This window comes from Veillonellaceae bacterium, assembly GCA_025992895.1.
GTDB lineage: Bacteria > Bacillota > Negativicutes > Veillonellales > Dialisteraceae > Dialister.
The window spans coordinates 1,458,215-1,475,725 of sequence record DAJPGA010000001.1 but is presented as its reverse complement, the minus strand read 5'-3'; the positions used below and the strand labels follow the sequence as shown (position 1 = coordinate 1,475,725).

Here is a 17,511-nt window from a genome sequence, read left to right as displayed (position 1 = left end):
TTGAGTCGATTGAACGGAGATAAAATTTTATGAGAACAATCATTGCTGAAGTGATTATCAATCGAGTGAGCAAGCGTTTAAACAGAACGTTTTCTTATATCGTCCCAGAAAAATTTGCATCCGTTAAGGCTGGTACCAGATGTCTCGTTTCCTTTGCCGGCAAGCATGAAGAAGGAATCATTCTATCTATAACCGATGCCGACCCAGATCAGTTTGATTATAAACTTCAATATATATTGGATATCATTGACACTGAGCCTTGGTTTACTGAGCAGATGCTCCTTCTGGCTTATTGGATAGCCTCTTATTATATATGTCCTCTGATTGAGGCTTTGAGACTTTTCCTGATTGATAAGGTGGGTATTCAAAGGGAATATACGTATGAAATTTTGTGGGATAATATACCGGCAGACTCGGCATTTTCATCGTTGATAGATCATTCCATCAAATCACTGCATGAAAAAGACGCTGAGCTTATTTTCGGGGATCATCTTAAAGAATGTCTTGATCAATCTTATCTAATCAGGAGGGAACTATTATCCAGCGTACATGCGGCACCTGTTGAGCGATGGGTTGAAGTTGTCTCTGCTCCCAAAGAAGAAGATCTGACTCGCAGCAGCAAACAAAGACTGCTTTGGAGGCTGCTTAAAACCGAAAAGGCAATCCCCGTCAGGAGTTTAAAAGAACAAGGGATTTCTGATGCGGTCGTCCGTGCATATTGCAATAAAGGCTTTGCAAAAGTAATTTATAAAGCAAAGGATACTTATTCCCTGATAACGGATTCAAATACCAAAGGCAATGAAAAAAAGCCAACGGAAGAACAGTTTAAGGCTATCAATGAGATTTCTAAACTTATTGATAAATCTTCTTACGAAGGAGTTTTATTAAAAGGTGTCACCGGGAGTGGAAAAACCGAGGTATACCTTCAGTGTGCGAAACATGCTCTTGAAAATGGCGGATCAGCATTGATACTTGTTCCGGAGATTTCATTGACTAATCAGCTCACTGCCTATTTTGCATCTGTATTCGGCGATGATGTCGTCTTTATGCATAGCAAATTATCAAAAGGAGAGAGATACAACAATCGCCAGAGAATCGTCAACGGAGAAAGCCGTATTATTATTGGATCACGTTCTGCGCTTTTCCTGCCATTTAAAAATCTGAAACTGATTGTAGTCGATGAGGAGTATGATTCTTCCTATAAACAGGGCGAAAGTCCAAGATATAATGGCAGAGATGTAGCCAAGATGATAGCCAAGATCTCTAACTGCCCTATTGTTCTGGGTGCGGCGACGCCATCAATAGCAACTTACTATGCGGCCTTAAGCGGGAAGATCCGGCTGATTGAATTGAAACACAGGGTATTCAACACTCCTTTGCCCAAAATATTGATTTACGATATGAGAGGAGATTACAGTAACAGCGGAAGATTAATTTCCATGCCGCTTAGGGAGCTGCTTGAAAAGACACTGGAGAATAAAAGAAAAGCGATTCTTTTATTAAATAAAAGAGGATTTGCATCTACGCTAATATGCTCATCATGCGGATATGTTTTTAAGTGTCCTAATTGTGATGTATCTTTTGTATATCATAGAGAAGAGAACTTATTGAAGTGTCATTACTGTGGCACGACCAGTATTCCTCCATATAAATGCCCCAAATGCGGGAATAGAAAAATCCGCTATCTGGGCTGGGGGACTGAGTTAATCGAAAAAGAGTTAAAGGAAGATTTTCCGCAGGCAAGATGTCAGCGTTTTGATCTTGACAGTACATCAAGAAAAAATAGTGCACAAAGAATCCTAAATGATTTCAAAAATGATAAAAATGATAAAATAGATATATTATTTGGGACACAGATGGTCGCAAAAGGGCATGATATTCCTAATGTCAATACTGTTGGAATCTTATCTGCGGACAGCATCCTGAATATGCCGACCTATTTAGCGTCCGAACAGACCTTTAATCTGATCACCCAGTGTGCGGGCAGAGCTGGCCGGGGAAAAGAACGCGGGGAAGTTATCCTGCAAACCTATAATCCTGAACACTATGTGATTGAAACAGCCGCCAAGCAGGATTATGAGAAATTTTATGAGCAGGAAGTAGTATTCCGTAAAATGCTTGGTTACCCTCCATTTCTGAAATTATTGAAAATTACATGTTTCAATAAAGATTACGATACTGCGGTCAATCAGGCAAATACCATTTACCGGTTCCTCTGTGAGGCCAATAAGAATCTGAAAGAAAAAGTATCCTTTACGGAACCCTTCCCGGAACCAATCAAACGGGTCAGAAACTTATATTTCATATCCATATTGATAAAAGGCAGTAATTTTGTGGATTTGAAAAATTTGATGAGAAATTCGGTAATATTCAAAGAAAATGATATAATTATAGACGTAGATCCAATATAAGGAATTAAATAATTGGATTTACACAAGGATTAAAAGAAAGAAGGTATCATAAGTTGAGTAAAATTATTAGTGCGGGAAATCCGATATTAAAGAATGTGGCAGCTCCTGTTGAAGTGTTTGATAAAAAATTGAAATTCCTGGTTATTGATATGAAAAAGACCTTGTATGAAGCTAACGGTGTGGGTCTTGCGGCTCCGCAGATTGCAGTGTCTAAAAGGGTGTTTGTTGCTGATGACGGTGAATCAGGCTTTGAAGCTTACATCAATCCTGAATGGAGCCCCGTCGGGGATGAGAAGAATATCGACATAGAAGGATGCTTATCCGTTCCTGAACTCTTTGGGGAAGTGGAACGCTACTCGAATGTCATCGTGCATTATCAGGATATACATGGCAAGAAAAAAACGAAAAAGGCATCCGGGTTATTAGCACGCTGCATCCAGCATGAAACCGATCATTTAAATGGCATCCTTTTCATTGAAAAGGCTCTTTCACTTCATAAAGGACCTAAGACAGATGAATAATTATAAAATCGTATTTATGGGAACGCCGGATTTTGGAATACCATCATTAAATGAACTCTATAAACAGGGATATGCGGTTGAAGCTGTTTATACGCAGCCGGACCGGGTCAATAAAAGGGGAAATAAAGTACAGTTTTCTGCGGTAAAACAATTCGCATTGGAACATGATATTACTATTTATCAGCCTAACTCCCTGAAGGATGAAAAAGAGCTTGATGTGTTAAGGGCTCTGAATCCTGATCTGATTATTGTAATAGCTTACGGAAAGATTTTGCCGCAGGCTGTTCTTGATATTCCCAAGTATGGCGTGATTAATGTGCACGCATCGCTTCTTCCGAAGTATCGCGGCGCTGCACCTGTTCAGCGTTCGATCATTGATGGAGAAGAAACAACCGGAGTAACGATCATGCAATTGGACGCAGGAATGGATACTGGCAATATTATTGCGGAAAAAAGCGTATCCATTACTCCGCATATGACATCGGAAGATCTTTTTGACGTACTGAGCCATGTCGGGGCAAAGCTTCTGATCGATGTTTTGGATGATCTGCCGGCTAAACTGGCTGCTTCTGTAAAACAGGATGAAAGCAAAGCAACATATGCTGAAAAATTGACGAAGGAAATGGGACATATCAATTGGAATGATTCTGCCCGCACGATAGACAGGTTGATCAGGGGAATGTATCCAAATCCGGGTACATATACTTTCTTCAGGGGAAAGCGGATTAAAATTCACGAGGCTGTTCTGCTTGAATCAAGTTCTAATGATGCCCCAGGGAAGATCTTCTCTCTTTCCGACGGAATGCTTCATGTTAAATGCAGTGACGGTGCCATAGGGCTTCTCATGATCCAGCCCGAAAATCATAAAAAGATGAGCGCATCAGACTTTATTAACGGGTACAAGGTGACCACGGATGAATCATTTGAATACTAATGCTCAGGCTCCTTCTGCAAGGGTTCTGGCATATCAGGCGCTTTATGATATTTTGGAAAAAGGCGCTTATTCGAATCTAAGACTTCAGACGGCACTCAAAAAGAATCATTTGAAGGGGCCTGAGGCGCATTTATTGACAGAATTGGTTTACGGCACTCTTAGAAAATACAACTATCTTGTCTGGATTATCAGCCGTCTTAGCAGCCATCCTGTGAAAAAGATACATCCTGCAGTTCGGATCCTGTTATGTATCGGGCTCTATCAGCTGATATATTTATCCAGGATTCCGGAATCTGCCGCAGTCAATGAAACTGTTAAAATTGCAAAGAAGATCACACACCCCGGGAATGTCAGGTTCATCAATGGTGTGCTTAGAAATTTCCTCCGGAAGAAGGAACAGTTTGAACTGCCAAAACGGGAAAGCAATCCGCTTTTGTATGATGAACTCTTCTATAATATGCCTGGATGGCTGGTACAAAAATGGCAGGAAGAATTAGGACCTGAAAAAACAGATTTAATATTGAAGGCCTTTAACGAAGTACCTGATACTTCCATACGTGTTAATACTTTACGAACTGATACACAATCCGTTTTAAAGCTGTTATCTGAAAAAGGTGTCGAAGCCCAGCAGAGTGATATTTATTCGCCAGCCATCATCCTTAAACATGGGGCTGACCAGTTTTTTGCTGAAATCCTGAACAAGGGCTATGCATCTGTTCAATCTGTCTCATCAATGATTCCGCCAGTTGTATTGTCTCCTGAACCAGGAGAGCGGGTTCTTGATATGTGTGCCGCCCCGGGAAGCAAAACGACGGAAATGGCTGAATTAATGAACAATGAGGGCCATATTGATGCATGGGATTTATATGACCACCGGGTTCAGCTAATAAAAGAAAGTGCACATAAGTTAGGCATCAAAATTATTCACGCAGAAGTTCAGGATTCAACCGTCCTGAATGATTCCTGCAATGAAGAGTATGACAAAGTACTTTTGGATGCCCCGTGTTCCGGTCTGGGTGTACTTGGACATAAACTGGAAATTAGATGGAATAGGAAAGAGGCCGATATAGAGGAATTCCCCATCCTGCAGAAAAAGTTAATTTCTATTGCAGCTCATTATGTTAAGTATGGAGGGGTCTTGGTCTATAGTACCTGTACACTGAATAAACAGGAAAATGAATCTGTTGTTAAGTGGTTTATAGACAACTTTACGGATTTTGAATTAGAAGGTTTCCAATTGCCAAATGGAAAAGAATATGAAAACGGTATGGCAACGCTTTGGCCGGATGAATGTCATAGCGATGGATTCTTTATCGCTAAAATGAAAAGGAGATAATATGAGTTGGAATATTTGGGGCCATACTCTTGCTGAAACAGAAGATTGGATTGTCAGAAATGGTTTTCCCAGATTCAGGGCCAAGCAGATTCAGGATTATTTATACCACAGATATGTATATGATTTTGATGAGATGAAACAATTGCCGGGTGCAATGAGAGAATGGCTCAAGGAAAATACAGTAATCAGCAAACCGCAGATTATCAATCAGTTGCAGTCGGATGATAAAAACACGACTAAACTCCTGCTCAAGCTTTCTGACGGCTCCCTGGTTGAAACCGTCTGCATGCATCATGATTATGGCAATTCCATTTGTGTTTCTACGCAGGTAGGATGTGCGATGGGATGCATCTTCTGTGCTTCCACCTTTGATGGAATGAAGCGTAACCTTGATGCTTCAGAAATACTGGCGCAGGTGTTTGCTTTCAAGCAGCATTTTGATATTCCTGTACATTCCATCGTATTGATGGGAGCAGGCGAACCTCTGACAAACTATGAAAATGTGCTGCGGTTCATCAGACTCTGCAATGATCCCGACATCTTGAACATCAGTCTTAGAAATATCACTCTCTCAACCTGTGGTATCGTTCCACAGATCTATCGTCTGGCGGAAGAAGGATTGCCGATCACTTTGGCAATTTCGTTGCATGCGCCGAATGATATGATAAGAAATCAAATCATGCCTATCAGCAACTCTTATAAAATTGAGGATGTAATTAACGCCGCCAGATACTTCTATAACAAAACGGGCCGCCGGGTTACATTCGAATACATACTTATAAAAGATGTGAACGCTTCTGCGGATAACGCAAATGAATTATGCAGACTTATAGGAAATCTGAACTGTCACATTAATTTAATTCCTGTTAATGGCACTGAACATATTCAGTTATATCCGCCGGAAGCTGATGAAGTGAAAAAGTTCCAAATGATTTTGGAAAAGCATGGCAGGACGACAACAGTCAGGAAACAGATGGGTGATAAGATTCAGGCAGCCTGCGGCCAGCTGAAGAGAAGATATCTGAAGAACTGAGCGGGACTGTTATTCATCTCTATTCATATGCCGCTCTGCTAAAATTGACTATGGTATTGCATAATGATAGTATTAGTGAAGAAATAGTTTCAAACGTATCTTACGAAAGTTTCTATTTAATGGATTGCTTTATAATTTTTTAGGTTTCATGCATATTTGCAGAAAACATGGACAGGCATTGGTTTCTATGATACTTACATTGGGTGATTCAAGAACCGGATTAGTCCGAAAAGTTAATGAAGACGCGATCAATCTGGATGTAGAAAATGTTTATATATTGGCAGATGGTATGGGCGGCTATGAAGGCGGCCAGATTGCCAGCACACTTGCTGTCGAGAGTGCTGGTAATTTTTTGGAGCGCCTTGACCCTGCTGAACTCTCTGAATCCAGCTTAAAGGAATCTATACTGCTGGCTAACCAGGCCATATTGGACCGGAAGCAGGATGACGATCAGTTTCTTTCTATGGGTACAACAATGATAGCTGCTTCAGTGATCGGAGATACCTTGAATTGGGCTCATGTAGGAGACAGCCGTTTATATGTTTGGCACGATAATATACTGAAACAAATCACTACGGATCATTCATTTGTTATGGAACTTGTCAATGAAGGAAAAATATCCAGGGAAGATATGCGTTTTCATCCCCGGAAAAACGAAATTACCAGGGCAGTCGGAATTGAAAAATCTTTGACTGTGGATACCGGGCATTTTAAGTTGGATAATGATTCTTTGGTTCTGCTTTGCTCAGATGGTTTGACGGGTATGATTGATGATAACGTCATCAGGTCTGTTATTGCTGATAATCCAAGAAGAACACAGGATGACTTAAAAAAGTTAGACAAGGATTTAATGGAAAAAGCTTATGATGCAGGAGCAAAAGACAATGTGTCTCTTATTCTGGTTCAGTTTACAGAAACATTGGAGTAATTTATGACCGGAAAAATTCTAGATAGCAGATATGAAATTATAAAGAAAATCGGCTCTGGCGGCATGGCTGATGTTTATATGGCCAAAGATATCCTTTTGGATCGCATCGTAGCCGTTAAGATTCTGCATAGCAATTTTGCTGAGGATAATGATTTCATTGTAAGATTCAGACATGAGGCGCAATCCGCAGGAAAATTAACACATCCAAACATTGTAGGAATTTATGATGTCGGCTGTGATGGCGATATTCACTATATCGTTATGGAATATGTCGAAGGGGAGACACTGAAGCAATATATCCAGTCACACCCTAATATTCCCATTGATACAGCTGTCAGAATTGCTATCAGTATCGGCAATGCACTGGAAGAAGCACATGCGAATGGCATTATTCACTGTGATATCAAGCCGCATAATATACTGCTGACCACCAATGGAAAGGTCAAAGTAACTGATTTCGGCATTGCAAGAGCAATCAACTCATCTACTGTTATAGATAAACAGTCCATCCTGGGTTCCGTTCATTACCTGTCGCCTGAACAGGCTGCCGGTGATAAGATAACGGCTAAGACAGATATTTACTCTTTGGGTATTGTTCTTTATGAGATGCTGACTCATCATCTGCCGTTTGAAGGTGAGACAGCGGTAAGTATTGCTCTTCAGCATATGCAGGGCGATATTCCCAGGCCGACAAAATATAATCCGGCCATTTCGCCAATGCTGGAAGAATGCCTTCTTACAGCCCTTCAGCGGGATCCAGATAAAAGATATGATTCCGTCTCTGATTTCATTTCAGAATTGAAAATCGCACAGGGATTTACGACTTCAATCTATAATAAGCCGGCGTCTCATGATTTTACTGCGCTGACTCGTCCTCTTCCTACAAAACAAAAACCCATCGTACTGGAAAAGGACGGGAAAGTGGCTACTTTTATTGCCAATCTCCCGCAGAAGTACATCTGGATTGCGATGGTAGCTTTATTTGCGATCTGTTTTGCCTGGGCTTTCTTTACTTTCGGAAACTTCTGGAGTGCTGAAAACATTTCCGTTCCGAACGTAGTGGGAAAACCGGTAGAGGTCGCTGAAACATCTCTGAAAAAGCTGAACCTGAAGGTTTCTGTAGATGAAATCGCCAGTGATGATGTACCTTCCGGTCAGGTTATTTCACAGACGCCTCCGGCCGGTACCAATGTGAAAGCACAGAGGATCATTCATCTGACCGTAAGCAAGGGCGGTTCGACCATGCTTATTCCAGACCTGAAGGGTCTGACTTTGGAGCAGGCAAAAGAACGTCTGGATAAGATGGGATTGTCCTTGGGAGCAGTTGAAAATGGAAATGATCCGGACAAGCCTTCCGATGTTATTATTTCCCAGAGCCCGGATTCCGGCGCAAAGGCAACGAAGGGGACGCGGATCAATATAGTTATCAACATGCGTCAAAAGGTAAGTGTTCCGAATTTGACTGGAATGTCGTTATCTGATGCACGTAATTCCCTGCTTTCCATGAAACTTTCCGTAGGTACAATAACCTCTTCTGACGGTACAGCAGCTGATGATCCCAATGCAGTTGTAGTTTCGCAGGATCCGGCCGGTGGGGAACAGACGAATTCCAATGTTGTAAATCTTACGATTGGATCAAAATCCAAGAGCCAGAAGAAAAACGGGACAGTCAATATTACAATTCCAAAAGAAGGCAATGCACGTCAGGTAGAAATCTATGTAACTGATGATACCGGAAAGCATACGGTCTATAATGCGAAGGTTAATGCTGGAAGCACAATCAATAAGGATGTCTCTGGTGTAGGCAATGTCAGGGTCCAGGTTGTTATTGATGGTTCTGTCGTTCAGGACAGGGAGCTTTAGTCCGCTATGAATGGCATTGTACTTAAGAACCAAAATGGCTACTTTAATGTCTTACTGGATAATAATGAGACGGCATCTTGCCGGTCCAGAGGAAAGTTAAAAAAGAAAACCGATATACTGGTTGGAGATTATGTTGACTGCGAGATGGATGATTCAGGGCAGATGCTGATTAAGGATGTACATCCCCGGTTGACGGTTCTTCATCGTCCGCCTATAGCCAATGTTGACCAGCTTATCCTGGTTTCTGCGATCAAAAGTCCTGATCTGGATCAATATCTATTGGACAAGATGATCGTCCTATCGGAATATGCTGGGATAAATCCGGCAATCATTATTAATAAATATGATCTGGATCCATCTCATGCGCTTTCTGTCCGGGATTACTATGTAAATGCCGGATATGACTGTATTTGTACCTCTTTAGAAACAAAATACGGACTTGGAAATGTTCAGATGCTTTTAAAGGGGAAAATCATTGCTTTTTCCGGTCCTTCAGGTGTCGGGAAATCCAGTCTTCTGAATTATATTCTGGGATCCTCTCATTTTATCTCCGGGGAAGTCAGCAGTCATTCAGGACGGGGAAAAACAACAACCCGTCATGCGGAACTCGTCAAATACTCCGATCACAGTCTTCTTATGGATACCCCCGGATACACGCTGCTTAATCTTAATCACTTGATGCCGGAAGAGACAGCCTATCTTTTTAAGGACTTCAGGCCTTATTTGGGCAAATGCAGATTCAATGACTGCATACATAACAAGGAGCCAGACTGTGCCGTCCGGGATGCCGTGCAAAACGGAGATATCCAGATGGAACGATATAATGATTACATCAAACTTCTTAGTGAATTGAATTCAGAAAAGAACAGGAGATAGTTCTTATGGAAATAGCACCGTCAGTATTAGCTGCCAATTTTGTCAGACTCGAAGATGAAATCCGCGATGTGGAGCAAAACGGAGCAGACCTTCTTCATCTGGATGTTATGGATGGCCATTTTGTACCAAATATTTCATTTGGCCCGCCAGTGGTTAAGTCTATCCGTTCAGTAACCAATTTGCCGCTTGATGTACATCTCATGACCTATAATCCTCAGGATTATCTGGATATATTGGAATCTATCTCTGTCCAGTACATCTCCTTCCATGTAGAAGCAGTCTCTCATTTGGACAGAATGATACAGAACATCAAAGGAAGGAATATCAAAGCAGGTATCGCGCTGAATCCGGGTACGCCGATAGGAGCTATAGAAGAAGTCCTTCCACTATTGGATTATGTGCTTATCATGTCCGTGAATCCGGGTCTTGGCGGTCAGAAATTCATTACTTATACCCTTGATAAAGTAAGACGTTTGAAGGATTTCATCATAAACAAGGAGCTTTCCACTTTAATAGAGATTGATGGCGGCGTTAATAAGGACAATGCCAGATTACTGAAAAATGCCGGAGCAGATATACTTGTTGCTGGTTCATCGGTATTTAATCAGCCAGACAGAAAAGATGCCATTGAGTCTTTGAAGGTGTAATTATTCCCCGATCAAAATAAAACCTGTACCTTATTGATTTAAATCAGAGGTACAGGTTTTATTTTGTCATGTGATAATGGTAAAATATATACGATTGGTACTTTAAGAGTATTGTAATCCGGTCTATATCAATTGATAATTTCTGGGACTGGTTTTAGGAGGAAAAAGAATTGATCACTAAAAATTCTATCCAACACTTACTTAATCATGAAGGACTCCGAATCACTGTTGCAGATGTTACCGATGCAGCAAAAGAAGCTGGGGATATACACAATCTTTCATTATTTTCTGAAATAATCATTGGCAAAATTCTCGCTGCAACTGCTGCACTGGCAACTGATTTCAAAAATCACGAAGGAATCTCTCTGAAGTGGGTTACGCATTCACCATTGGGAATTATCCGGGCTGATGCTTATGAAGGTCATTATGTAAGAGGATTTATAGAAAATCCCGAAGCAGGGGCTTTCGATAAATATGATCCTGCTGAAGAGAAAAGGCTTGTTTGTGAAAATGCGCAGCTGTTCATCACAAGGTATTCCCTGTTGAAACAGCCATATATCAGCACAGTAAACGCATCATGCAATAGTATCTCTGAATGTTTTACTTCTTATCTGAACGAATCAGATCAAACGGATTCGTATCTGGATATCCAATTTCAGTTAGGAGAAGACGGAAAGCTTGACAGAGTTGCCTGCTTCCTGGCACAGATGACTCCTCAGGCAAATAAGGAATTATATGATGATTTGTTTATCCTGAACAGCACGGGATGGAAAATCTTTGGAGATAAAGAGGATGCATCGTCTTTAAGCTGCCTGATAGAAAAGGAAGGCTTCCTTCCCATTGGCGAATCGGTCATTAAATTCCAGTGTACCTGCAATTTGGATCATATAAGAAATTCGCTGCTTCTGCTTCCTGAATCGGAAAGAAATGAATTGCTGGAAGACGAAGTTACAGAAGTTTGCTGCCATTATTGTGGTAAGAAATATCATATACCAAGGTCAACTTTAGTTAAATGGTTTAACGATGAAGGGGAGGGTATTCAATGAATAAATTAGCATTTATTGGTGGTACAGGTGTTTATAATCCTGAAATATTAACTGATCTACATAGCGAAACGATTGAAACTCCATATGGGACAGCGAAATATGAATTAGGATATTTCAAGGATAAGCCGATTGTCTTTATGGCAAGACATGGCGTGAATCATACAATCCCGCCGCATAAAATCAACTTCAGGGCCAACATTTATGCTTTAAAAGCGCTGGGAGTATCTTCCATCGTATCGACAACAGCAGTTGGATCTCTGAATCCCGACTACAAGCCCGGAGAATTGGTACTGGTTGATCAATTCATCGATCAGACGAAATCAAGAATCGGTACTTTCTATGACGGCGAACTGCATGGAGTTGCTCATATTGATATGACACATCCATATTGCCCGCATCTTCGCGCTGCCATCCTGGATGCTGCACACCGTGAAGGAATCATCATTCATCCAGAAGGAACCTATATCTGTACAGAAGGCCCCAGATTTGAAACTCCTGCTGAAATCAAAGCATATCGGATGTGGGGAGCTGATGTTGTCGGCATGACAAATGTGCCGGAGTGCCAGCTCGCCAGAGAAGCTGAAATGTGCTACGCTACCATTTCCATGGTAACAAATTTCGCTGCAGGCATTTCGAAACAATCTTTGACACATCGCGAAGTTGTTGAATGCATGAATCAGAATATTGAGAGTTTTGTTAAGATCATTACGATCCTTTCTCAGGAATTTGATCCTGATACCGACTGCGACTGCAGACATGCCGCCAAAGACTTTGGAGGATTTCAGTTATGAAACAAGGTCTTTGGTCATTGAAATGGGATAAAGATCACCTGATTCTTCTCGACCAGACAAAATTACCCGATGAAATTGTTTATATCGACTGTTATTCGTATAAGGATGTCATCTCTGCCATCAAGAAACTGGCTGTCAGAGGAGCGCCTGCCATTGGCGTTGCGGCCGGTTACGCATCTGTCCTGGCTTTCAGGGAATGCAGGGCATATTCTGACAGTGCTTTGACGGAACGTTTTTATGCAGCGCTGGACGAACTTGAAGCAGCTCGTCCTACAGCCGTTAATCTGTCCTGGGCAATTTCTGAAATGAAAGAAGTTTATTCTCATTCAGAGCGCCTGGAAACAGTCGGGGCAGAATTGCTGAAAAAAGCGAAAGACATTGAATATTCCGACCGGGATATGTGCAGGCGTATTGGCTTACACGGAGCTGATTTATTTAAAGGCAAAACTGCCCTTAACATTCTGACACACTGCAATACGGGTGCACTTGCTACGGCGGGGGACGGCACGGCATTCAGTGTTATAAAGGAGCTTAACGAAAGAGGCCAGATTTCATGTGTATATGCCGATGAGACGCGGCCACTTTTGCAGGGATCACGTTTAACCGCAACAGAACTCATGGCAAATGAAATTCCGTGCTGTCTGATTACGGATAATATGGCTGCCATGGTTATGAATACCAGACATATTGATGCCATTATCGTCGGAGCAGACAGGATCGCTCTTAATGGAGATGGCGCCAATAAAATTGGTACCTATGGACTTGCTGTTCTTGCTTCTTATCATCACATACCATTTTATCTGGCTGCACCGTTTTCCACATTTGATACCTCTATCAAAAGCGGTGGCGAAATTGTTATTGAGGAAAGAAATCCGGATGAAGTAAGAACATACAAGGGAATCCAGCTGGCCCCCAAGGATGTTCCTGTATTCAATCCGGCATTCGATGTGACTCCCAATCATCTGATAACTGGGATTATCACTGAGAAAGGCGTTATAGTCCCGCCATATACAGACAATATTAAAAGATTTTACAAGGAAGAAGGTTAATACAATGAACGAATCAATGATACGCGATATTAATTTAGCTGAGGAAGGCAAACAGCGTATTGCCTGGGTAGAGAAATTTATGCCTGTTTTAAATACACTGAAAGAAGAATTCTCCGCTGATCAATCTTTCAAGGGAAAGACTGTGGTCATGTCCATTCATCTTGAGGCTAAAACTGCTTACCTGGCACTTACCCTAAAGGCTGCTGGTGCCAATGTTATCTGTACAGGAAGCAATCCGCTCTCAACACAGGATCCTATTGCGGCTGCTTTGGTTGATAACGGAATCACCGTTTATGCATGGCATGGCTGCACGGATGAGGAATATACGCTTTTCTTAAATAAGGCACTCGATCATAAACCTGATATCATCATCGATGATGGCGGCGACCTTGTTCATCTGCTTCATACGACCCGCAAGGACGCCCAGGTCAACTTAATCGGCGGCTCTGAAGAAACCACAACCGGCGTTCATCGCTTAAAAATCCTTGAAAAGGCTGGCGAGCTGGAATTCCCAATGATTGCGGTAAATGATTCTTACTGCAAATATCTCTTCGATAACCGTTACGGGACAGGACAGTCGGCCTGGGATGGGATTATCAGAAGCACAAATCTGACAATTACCGGCAAAACCGTAGTCATTGCCGGGTACGGCTGGTGCGGCAAGGGCGTTTCCATGCGTGCAAAAGGACTCGGCGCTCATGTCATCGTAACTGAGGTCGATCCGATCAAGGCTATTGAAGCAGTCATGGATGGCTTTGAAATCATGCCTATGGATGAGGCTGCAAAAGTAGGGGATATCTTCCTGACTGTAACCGGCGATATCGATGTTATTACAGAAAGACACTTCATGCAGATGAAAGATGGCGCTATCTGTGCTAATGCTGGCCATTTCGACTGCGAAGTCAGCCGTGCTGACCTTGAGCGCATCTGTACAAAGAAATATGAAGCCAGAAAGAATATTGAAGGATATGTACTGCCAAATGGCAAGACTGTTTTCTTAATGGCAGAAGGACGCCTGGTCAATCTGGCAGCCGGCGATGGACATCCGGCTGAAATCATGGATCTGTCCTTTGCTATGCAGACATTGGCAGTCTGGTACCTTTTAGGCCATGGCAGGGATATGAAACCGGCAGTATATACACTTCCTCATGAACTTGATACCAAAGTTGCTCAAATCAAACTTCAGTCTATGGGCTATAAGATCGACAGCTTATCTGAAGAACAGAAAAAATATCTGGGACTTGACTAGGAGGGAATATGTCAACACTTATCAGAAATGCAGCAGTTTTTAGGAACAATTCCATTGTGGAAAACCAGAACATCGTAATTGATGGAAAGTATATCAAAGATTTTCCCGATAATCCTGATCCGGCAGCCTATGATGAAGTTATCGAAGGGAATAATATGCTTTGCCTTCCTGGCCTTGTCAATACGCATACTCATGTGGCAATGACTTTATTCAGGAGCTATGCTGATGATATGGAACTGATGGACTGGCTTCAGAATAAGATCTGGCCGGCTGAGGATCATCTTGATGATGATATTGTATACTGGGGAAGCATGCTCGCCTTCGCGGAAATGATCCGCGGGGGAACAACAGCTTTCTGCGATATGTATATGTTCATGGATTCCTGTGCAAAAGCTGCCGACCTGGCTGGAATGAGAGGGAACCTGGCCAGAGGACTGGCCGGAATCGGACCCAATGGGGACAAGGGACTGGCAGAGAACATTGAGCTCTATAAAAACTGGGATAATGCAGGAGACGGAAGATTTAAGGTTATGCTCGGACCTCATGCTCCATATACCTGTCCGCCTGATTACATCAGGAAGGTCAGGGATGCAGGCATGAAATACAACATGCCCATTCATATCCATCTGTCCGAAACACAAGGTGAAGTTGACAATTGTCTGAAGGAATATGGAAAAACTCCAATTGCTTTAATGAATGATCTGGGATTATTTGACCTTCCAACCCTGGCAGCACACTGTGTACATGTAAATGACGCTGATATCAAGATCATGAAGGAGAAAGATGTACATGTAGCACATAACCCGACAAGCAACCTCAAGCTTGCATCAGGAATCGCGCCAGTGACCAAGATGAGGGCAGCCGGTATAACGGTGGGGCTCGGAACCGATGGGGCTTCCAGCAATAACAAACTTGATATGTTTGCAGAAATGCGTCTGGCAGCACTCATTCATAAGGTGAAGGACAACGATCCATTAGCCATCAATGCGTTGGAAGCTTTGAACATGGCTACTGTTGATGGTGCTAAATGCCTGGGCTATGACAATCTTGGCACTCTTGAACCGGGAAGCCTTGCAGATATCATTCTCGTAAATCGTGAAGGCTTCAACTGGATGCCCGGATTTAACAGCATTTCGCTGGCTGTATATTCTGGAAACTCAATGGATGTCGATACCGTAATGATTAATGGCAAAGTCGTAATGCGCCATAAGGAATTGCTCACCATTGATGTTGAAAGAATGAAACGCGAAGTTTCCAGAGTTACGGATAAATTATTCTCGTTTGCAGGCTGAATTTGACGGGTAGGGATAGATTGATCTTTACTTCCGATAACATTAAATTATCGGAACCTACAAAATCCCCCAAAAACAGCCCGGTTTCTTCTATAATGCTTTTACCCCTCTTATTCGTTCTTTTTGGCGTTCTGTTGCTAAAAAACGGGATAAGGATAGATTTCCTATTTGGATACAACAACCAATTCTATTTTTTATAATGACTCGAATTAAATGATCACCTGATAATACAGGTGGTCATTTAATTTGGGAGTTTTATTGATTTGAATCCTGGGAATATCCATGCAAGATCATGACTAAGTCTCCCTTTAAATCATCTAAGCCACAAAACCCTTCCTATATTTCCATTCCTTTACATTTAAATGGTACCACCTATTTTTTTGAATTTCTTTTGGATATGATATGTGATAGCATATAATAATAATATGCATTTTACTGGAAGGATCGGATTACAATAAATGGATGGCAATAATTTTTATATCAGTGATTTTCAAAAATCAAAAATCATGCAGGAAGAGTTGTCTGCAAAAAGTTTGAACTCTCTGGCCGGTACAAAGGCTAAGAATACGATTGATGCATACAGGTCTGATTGGGATGATTTCTGCGATTGGTGCAAATACCATAAGCAAACGTCCTTTCCCGCAACTGCTGAAACAATTGTCAACTATATCAATGATTTAGCAGATTACGCCAAAACGGCTACCATCAGGAGAAGGGTCAGTGCCATTTCGGAAAACTATAACGCAGCTATTACTTCCGGTATAAAGGTCGAAAACCCCTGCCGGGAATGGATCGTCAAGGAGGCCTTAACCGGCCTGACCAGACTCAAGGGCGGCGCCCAGACCGGGAAAACCCCGATATATTGGGATCAGCTGTGTGATATGATCAAATGTATTGATACAAAAAATCTGGGCGGATTAAGAGATAAGGCAGTCTTATTGCTGGGATTTATGGGCGCATTCCGCAGAAGCGAAATCTCTGGTTTAGACGTAACAGATATTAAAAGGGTTCACCAGGGTATTATTGTGACAGTCAGACAATCCAAAACGGATCAGCAGCAAATGGGCCAGCAAGTCGGTATCCCATGCATCAGTGACGACGATTTTGACTGTGTTAAAGCCGTCGAGCAGTGGATTACCGCTGCGAATCTGGTCGATGGTCCCCTGTTCCGCTCTATTCTCAAGAATAATACGGCCTCTAAAAACCGGCTTAGCTCCAAGAGCATTAATTTAATCGTGAAAAAGTATGTGGCAATGATTGGACTGAATCCTGATCTATATGGAGCACACAGCCTTAGGCATGGGTTTGCCACATATGCTGCCTTGAATGGTGTTGAAGAACGATTGATTATGAGGCAGACCCGGCATCGTTCAGTTGAAATGGTTAGAAGATATATTAATGAAGCTGATTTGTTCGTCAACAACCCAATCAGTGCCATTTTCAATAAAAAATAACTGTAAGTACATGCCTGATTAGAAAAAAAGCGTCAGTATAGATTCTATTTGAATAGATTCTGTACTGACGCTTTAATTTCT

General features: G+C 41.9%; 15 protein-coding genes. All 15 read left to right on the top strand.

The features are described from left to right. Positions 1–29: 29 nt before the first annotated feature. Positions 30–2,411 (top strand): primosomal protein N', encoded by a 2,382-nt coding sequence (gene priA / locus OIM03_06295; GenBank protein ID HJI73885.1) that lies wholly within the window; start codon positions 30–32, stop codon positions 2,409–2,411. A gap of 53 nt (positions 2,412–2,464) precedes the next feature. Beyond that, the gene (gene def / locus OIM03_06290; GenBank protein HJI73884.1) at positions 2,465–2,932 is read left to right on the top strand and encodes a peptide deformylase; all 468 of its coding nucleotides are present in this window, start codon (positions 2,465–2,467) and stop codon (positions 2,930–2,932) included. Continuing rightward, entirely contained in the window at positions 2,925–3,866 is a 942-nt protein-coding gene (gene fmt / locus OIM03_06285) for a methionyl-tRNA formyltransferase (GenBank protein HJI73883.1), read from the top strand. Before def ends, fmt begins: the two co-directional genes overlap by 8 nt. Further along, positions 3,847–5,202 (top strand): 16S rRNA (cytosine(967)-C(5))-methyltransferase RsmB, encoded by a 1,356-nt coding sequence (gene rsmB / locus OIM03_06280; protein ID HJI73882.1) that lies wholly within the window; start codon positions 3,847–3,849, stop codon positions 5,200–5,202. The genes fmt and rsmB overlap by 20 nt, the downstream gene beginning before the upstream one ends. Before the next feature lies 1 nt (position 5,203). Continuing rightward, the gene (gene rlmN / locus OIM03_06275) at positions 5,204–6,235 is read left to right on the top strand and encodes a 23S rRNA (adenine(2503)-C(2))-methyltransferase RlmN (GenBank protein HJI73881.1); all 1,032 of its coding nucleotides are present in this window, start codon (positions 5,204–5,206) and stop codon (positions 6,233–6,235) included. 187 nt (positions 6,236–6,422) lie between these two features. Further along, entirely contained in the window at positions 6,423–7,163 is a 741-nt protein-coding gene (locus OIM03_06270) for a Stp1/IreP family PP2C-type Ser/Thr phosphatase (protein ID HJI73880.1), read from the top strand. A gap of 3 nt (positions 7,164–7,166) precedes the next feature. After that, on the top strand, positions 7,167–9,026 hold the full coding sequence (gene pknB / locus OIM03_06265) for a Stk1 family PASTA domain-containing Ser/Thr kinase (protein HJI73879.1): 1,860 nt from the start codon (positions 7,167–7,169) through the stop codon (positions 9,024–9,026). 6 nt (positions 9,027–9,032) lie between these two features. After that, on the top strand, positions 9,033–9,902 hold the full coding sequence (gene rsgA, locus OIM03_06260; protein HJI73878.1) for a ribosome small subunit-dependent GTPase A: 870 nt from the start codon (positions 9,033–9,035) through the stop codon (positions 9,900–9,902). Positions 9,903–9,907: 5 nt separating this feature from the next. Then, positions 9,908–10,549: a ribulose-phosphate 3-epimerase gene (gene rpe, locus OIM03_06255; protein ID HJI73877.1), complete on the top strand. Its 642-nt coding sequence runs from the start codon at positions 9,908–9,910 to the stop codon at positions 10,547–10,549. A 170-nt stretch (positions 10,550–10,719) separates the two neighbouring features. Then, on the top strand, positions 10,720–11,595 hold the full coding sequence (locus OIM03_06250) for an Hsp33 family molecular chaperone HslO (protein HJI73876.1): 876 nt from the start codon (positions 10,720–10,722) through the stop codon (positions 11,593–11,595). Next, positions 11,592–12,386: an S-methyl-5'-thioadenosine phosphorylase gene (gene mtnP, locus OIM03_06245; GenBank protein HJI73875.1), complete on the top strand. Its 795-nt coding sequence runs from the start codon at positions 11,592–11,594 to the stop codon at positions 12,384–12,386. The genes OIM03_06250 and mtnP overlap by 4 nt, the downstream gene beginning before the upstream one ends. Next, complete coding sequence (mtnA, locus tag OIM03_06240; protein HJI73874.1) at positions 12,383–13,435, top strand: S-methyl-5-thioribose-1-phosphate isomerase; 1,053 nt, start codon at positions 12,383–12,385, stop codon at positions 13,433–13,435. Before mtnP ends, mtnA begins: the two co-directional genes overlap by 4 nt. Before the next feature lie 4 nt (positions 13,436–13,439). Further along, a complete protein-coding gene (locus tag OIM03_06235; protein HJI73873.1) occupies positions 13,440–14,684 on the top strand; it encodes an adenosylhomocysteinase in 1,245 nt (414 codons plus the stop codon). 8 nt (positions 14,685–14,692) lie between these two features. Beyond that, entirely contained in the window at positions 14,693–15,976 is a 1,284-nt protein-coding gene (locus OIM03_06230; protein ID HJI73872.1) for an amidohydrolase, read from the top strand. Between the two features lie 458 nt (positions 15,977–16,434). Beyond that, positions 16,435–17,430, top strand: a complete 996-nt coding sequence (locus tag OIM03_06225; GenBank protein ID HJI73871.1) for a site-specific integrase — start codon at positions 16,435–16,437, stop codon at positions 17,428–17,430. Positions 17,431–17,511: the final 81 nt, after the last annotated feature.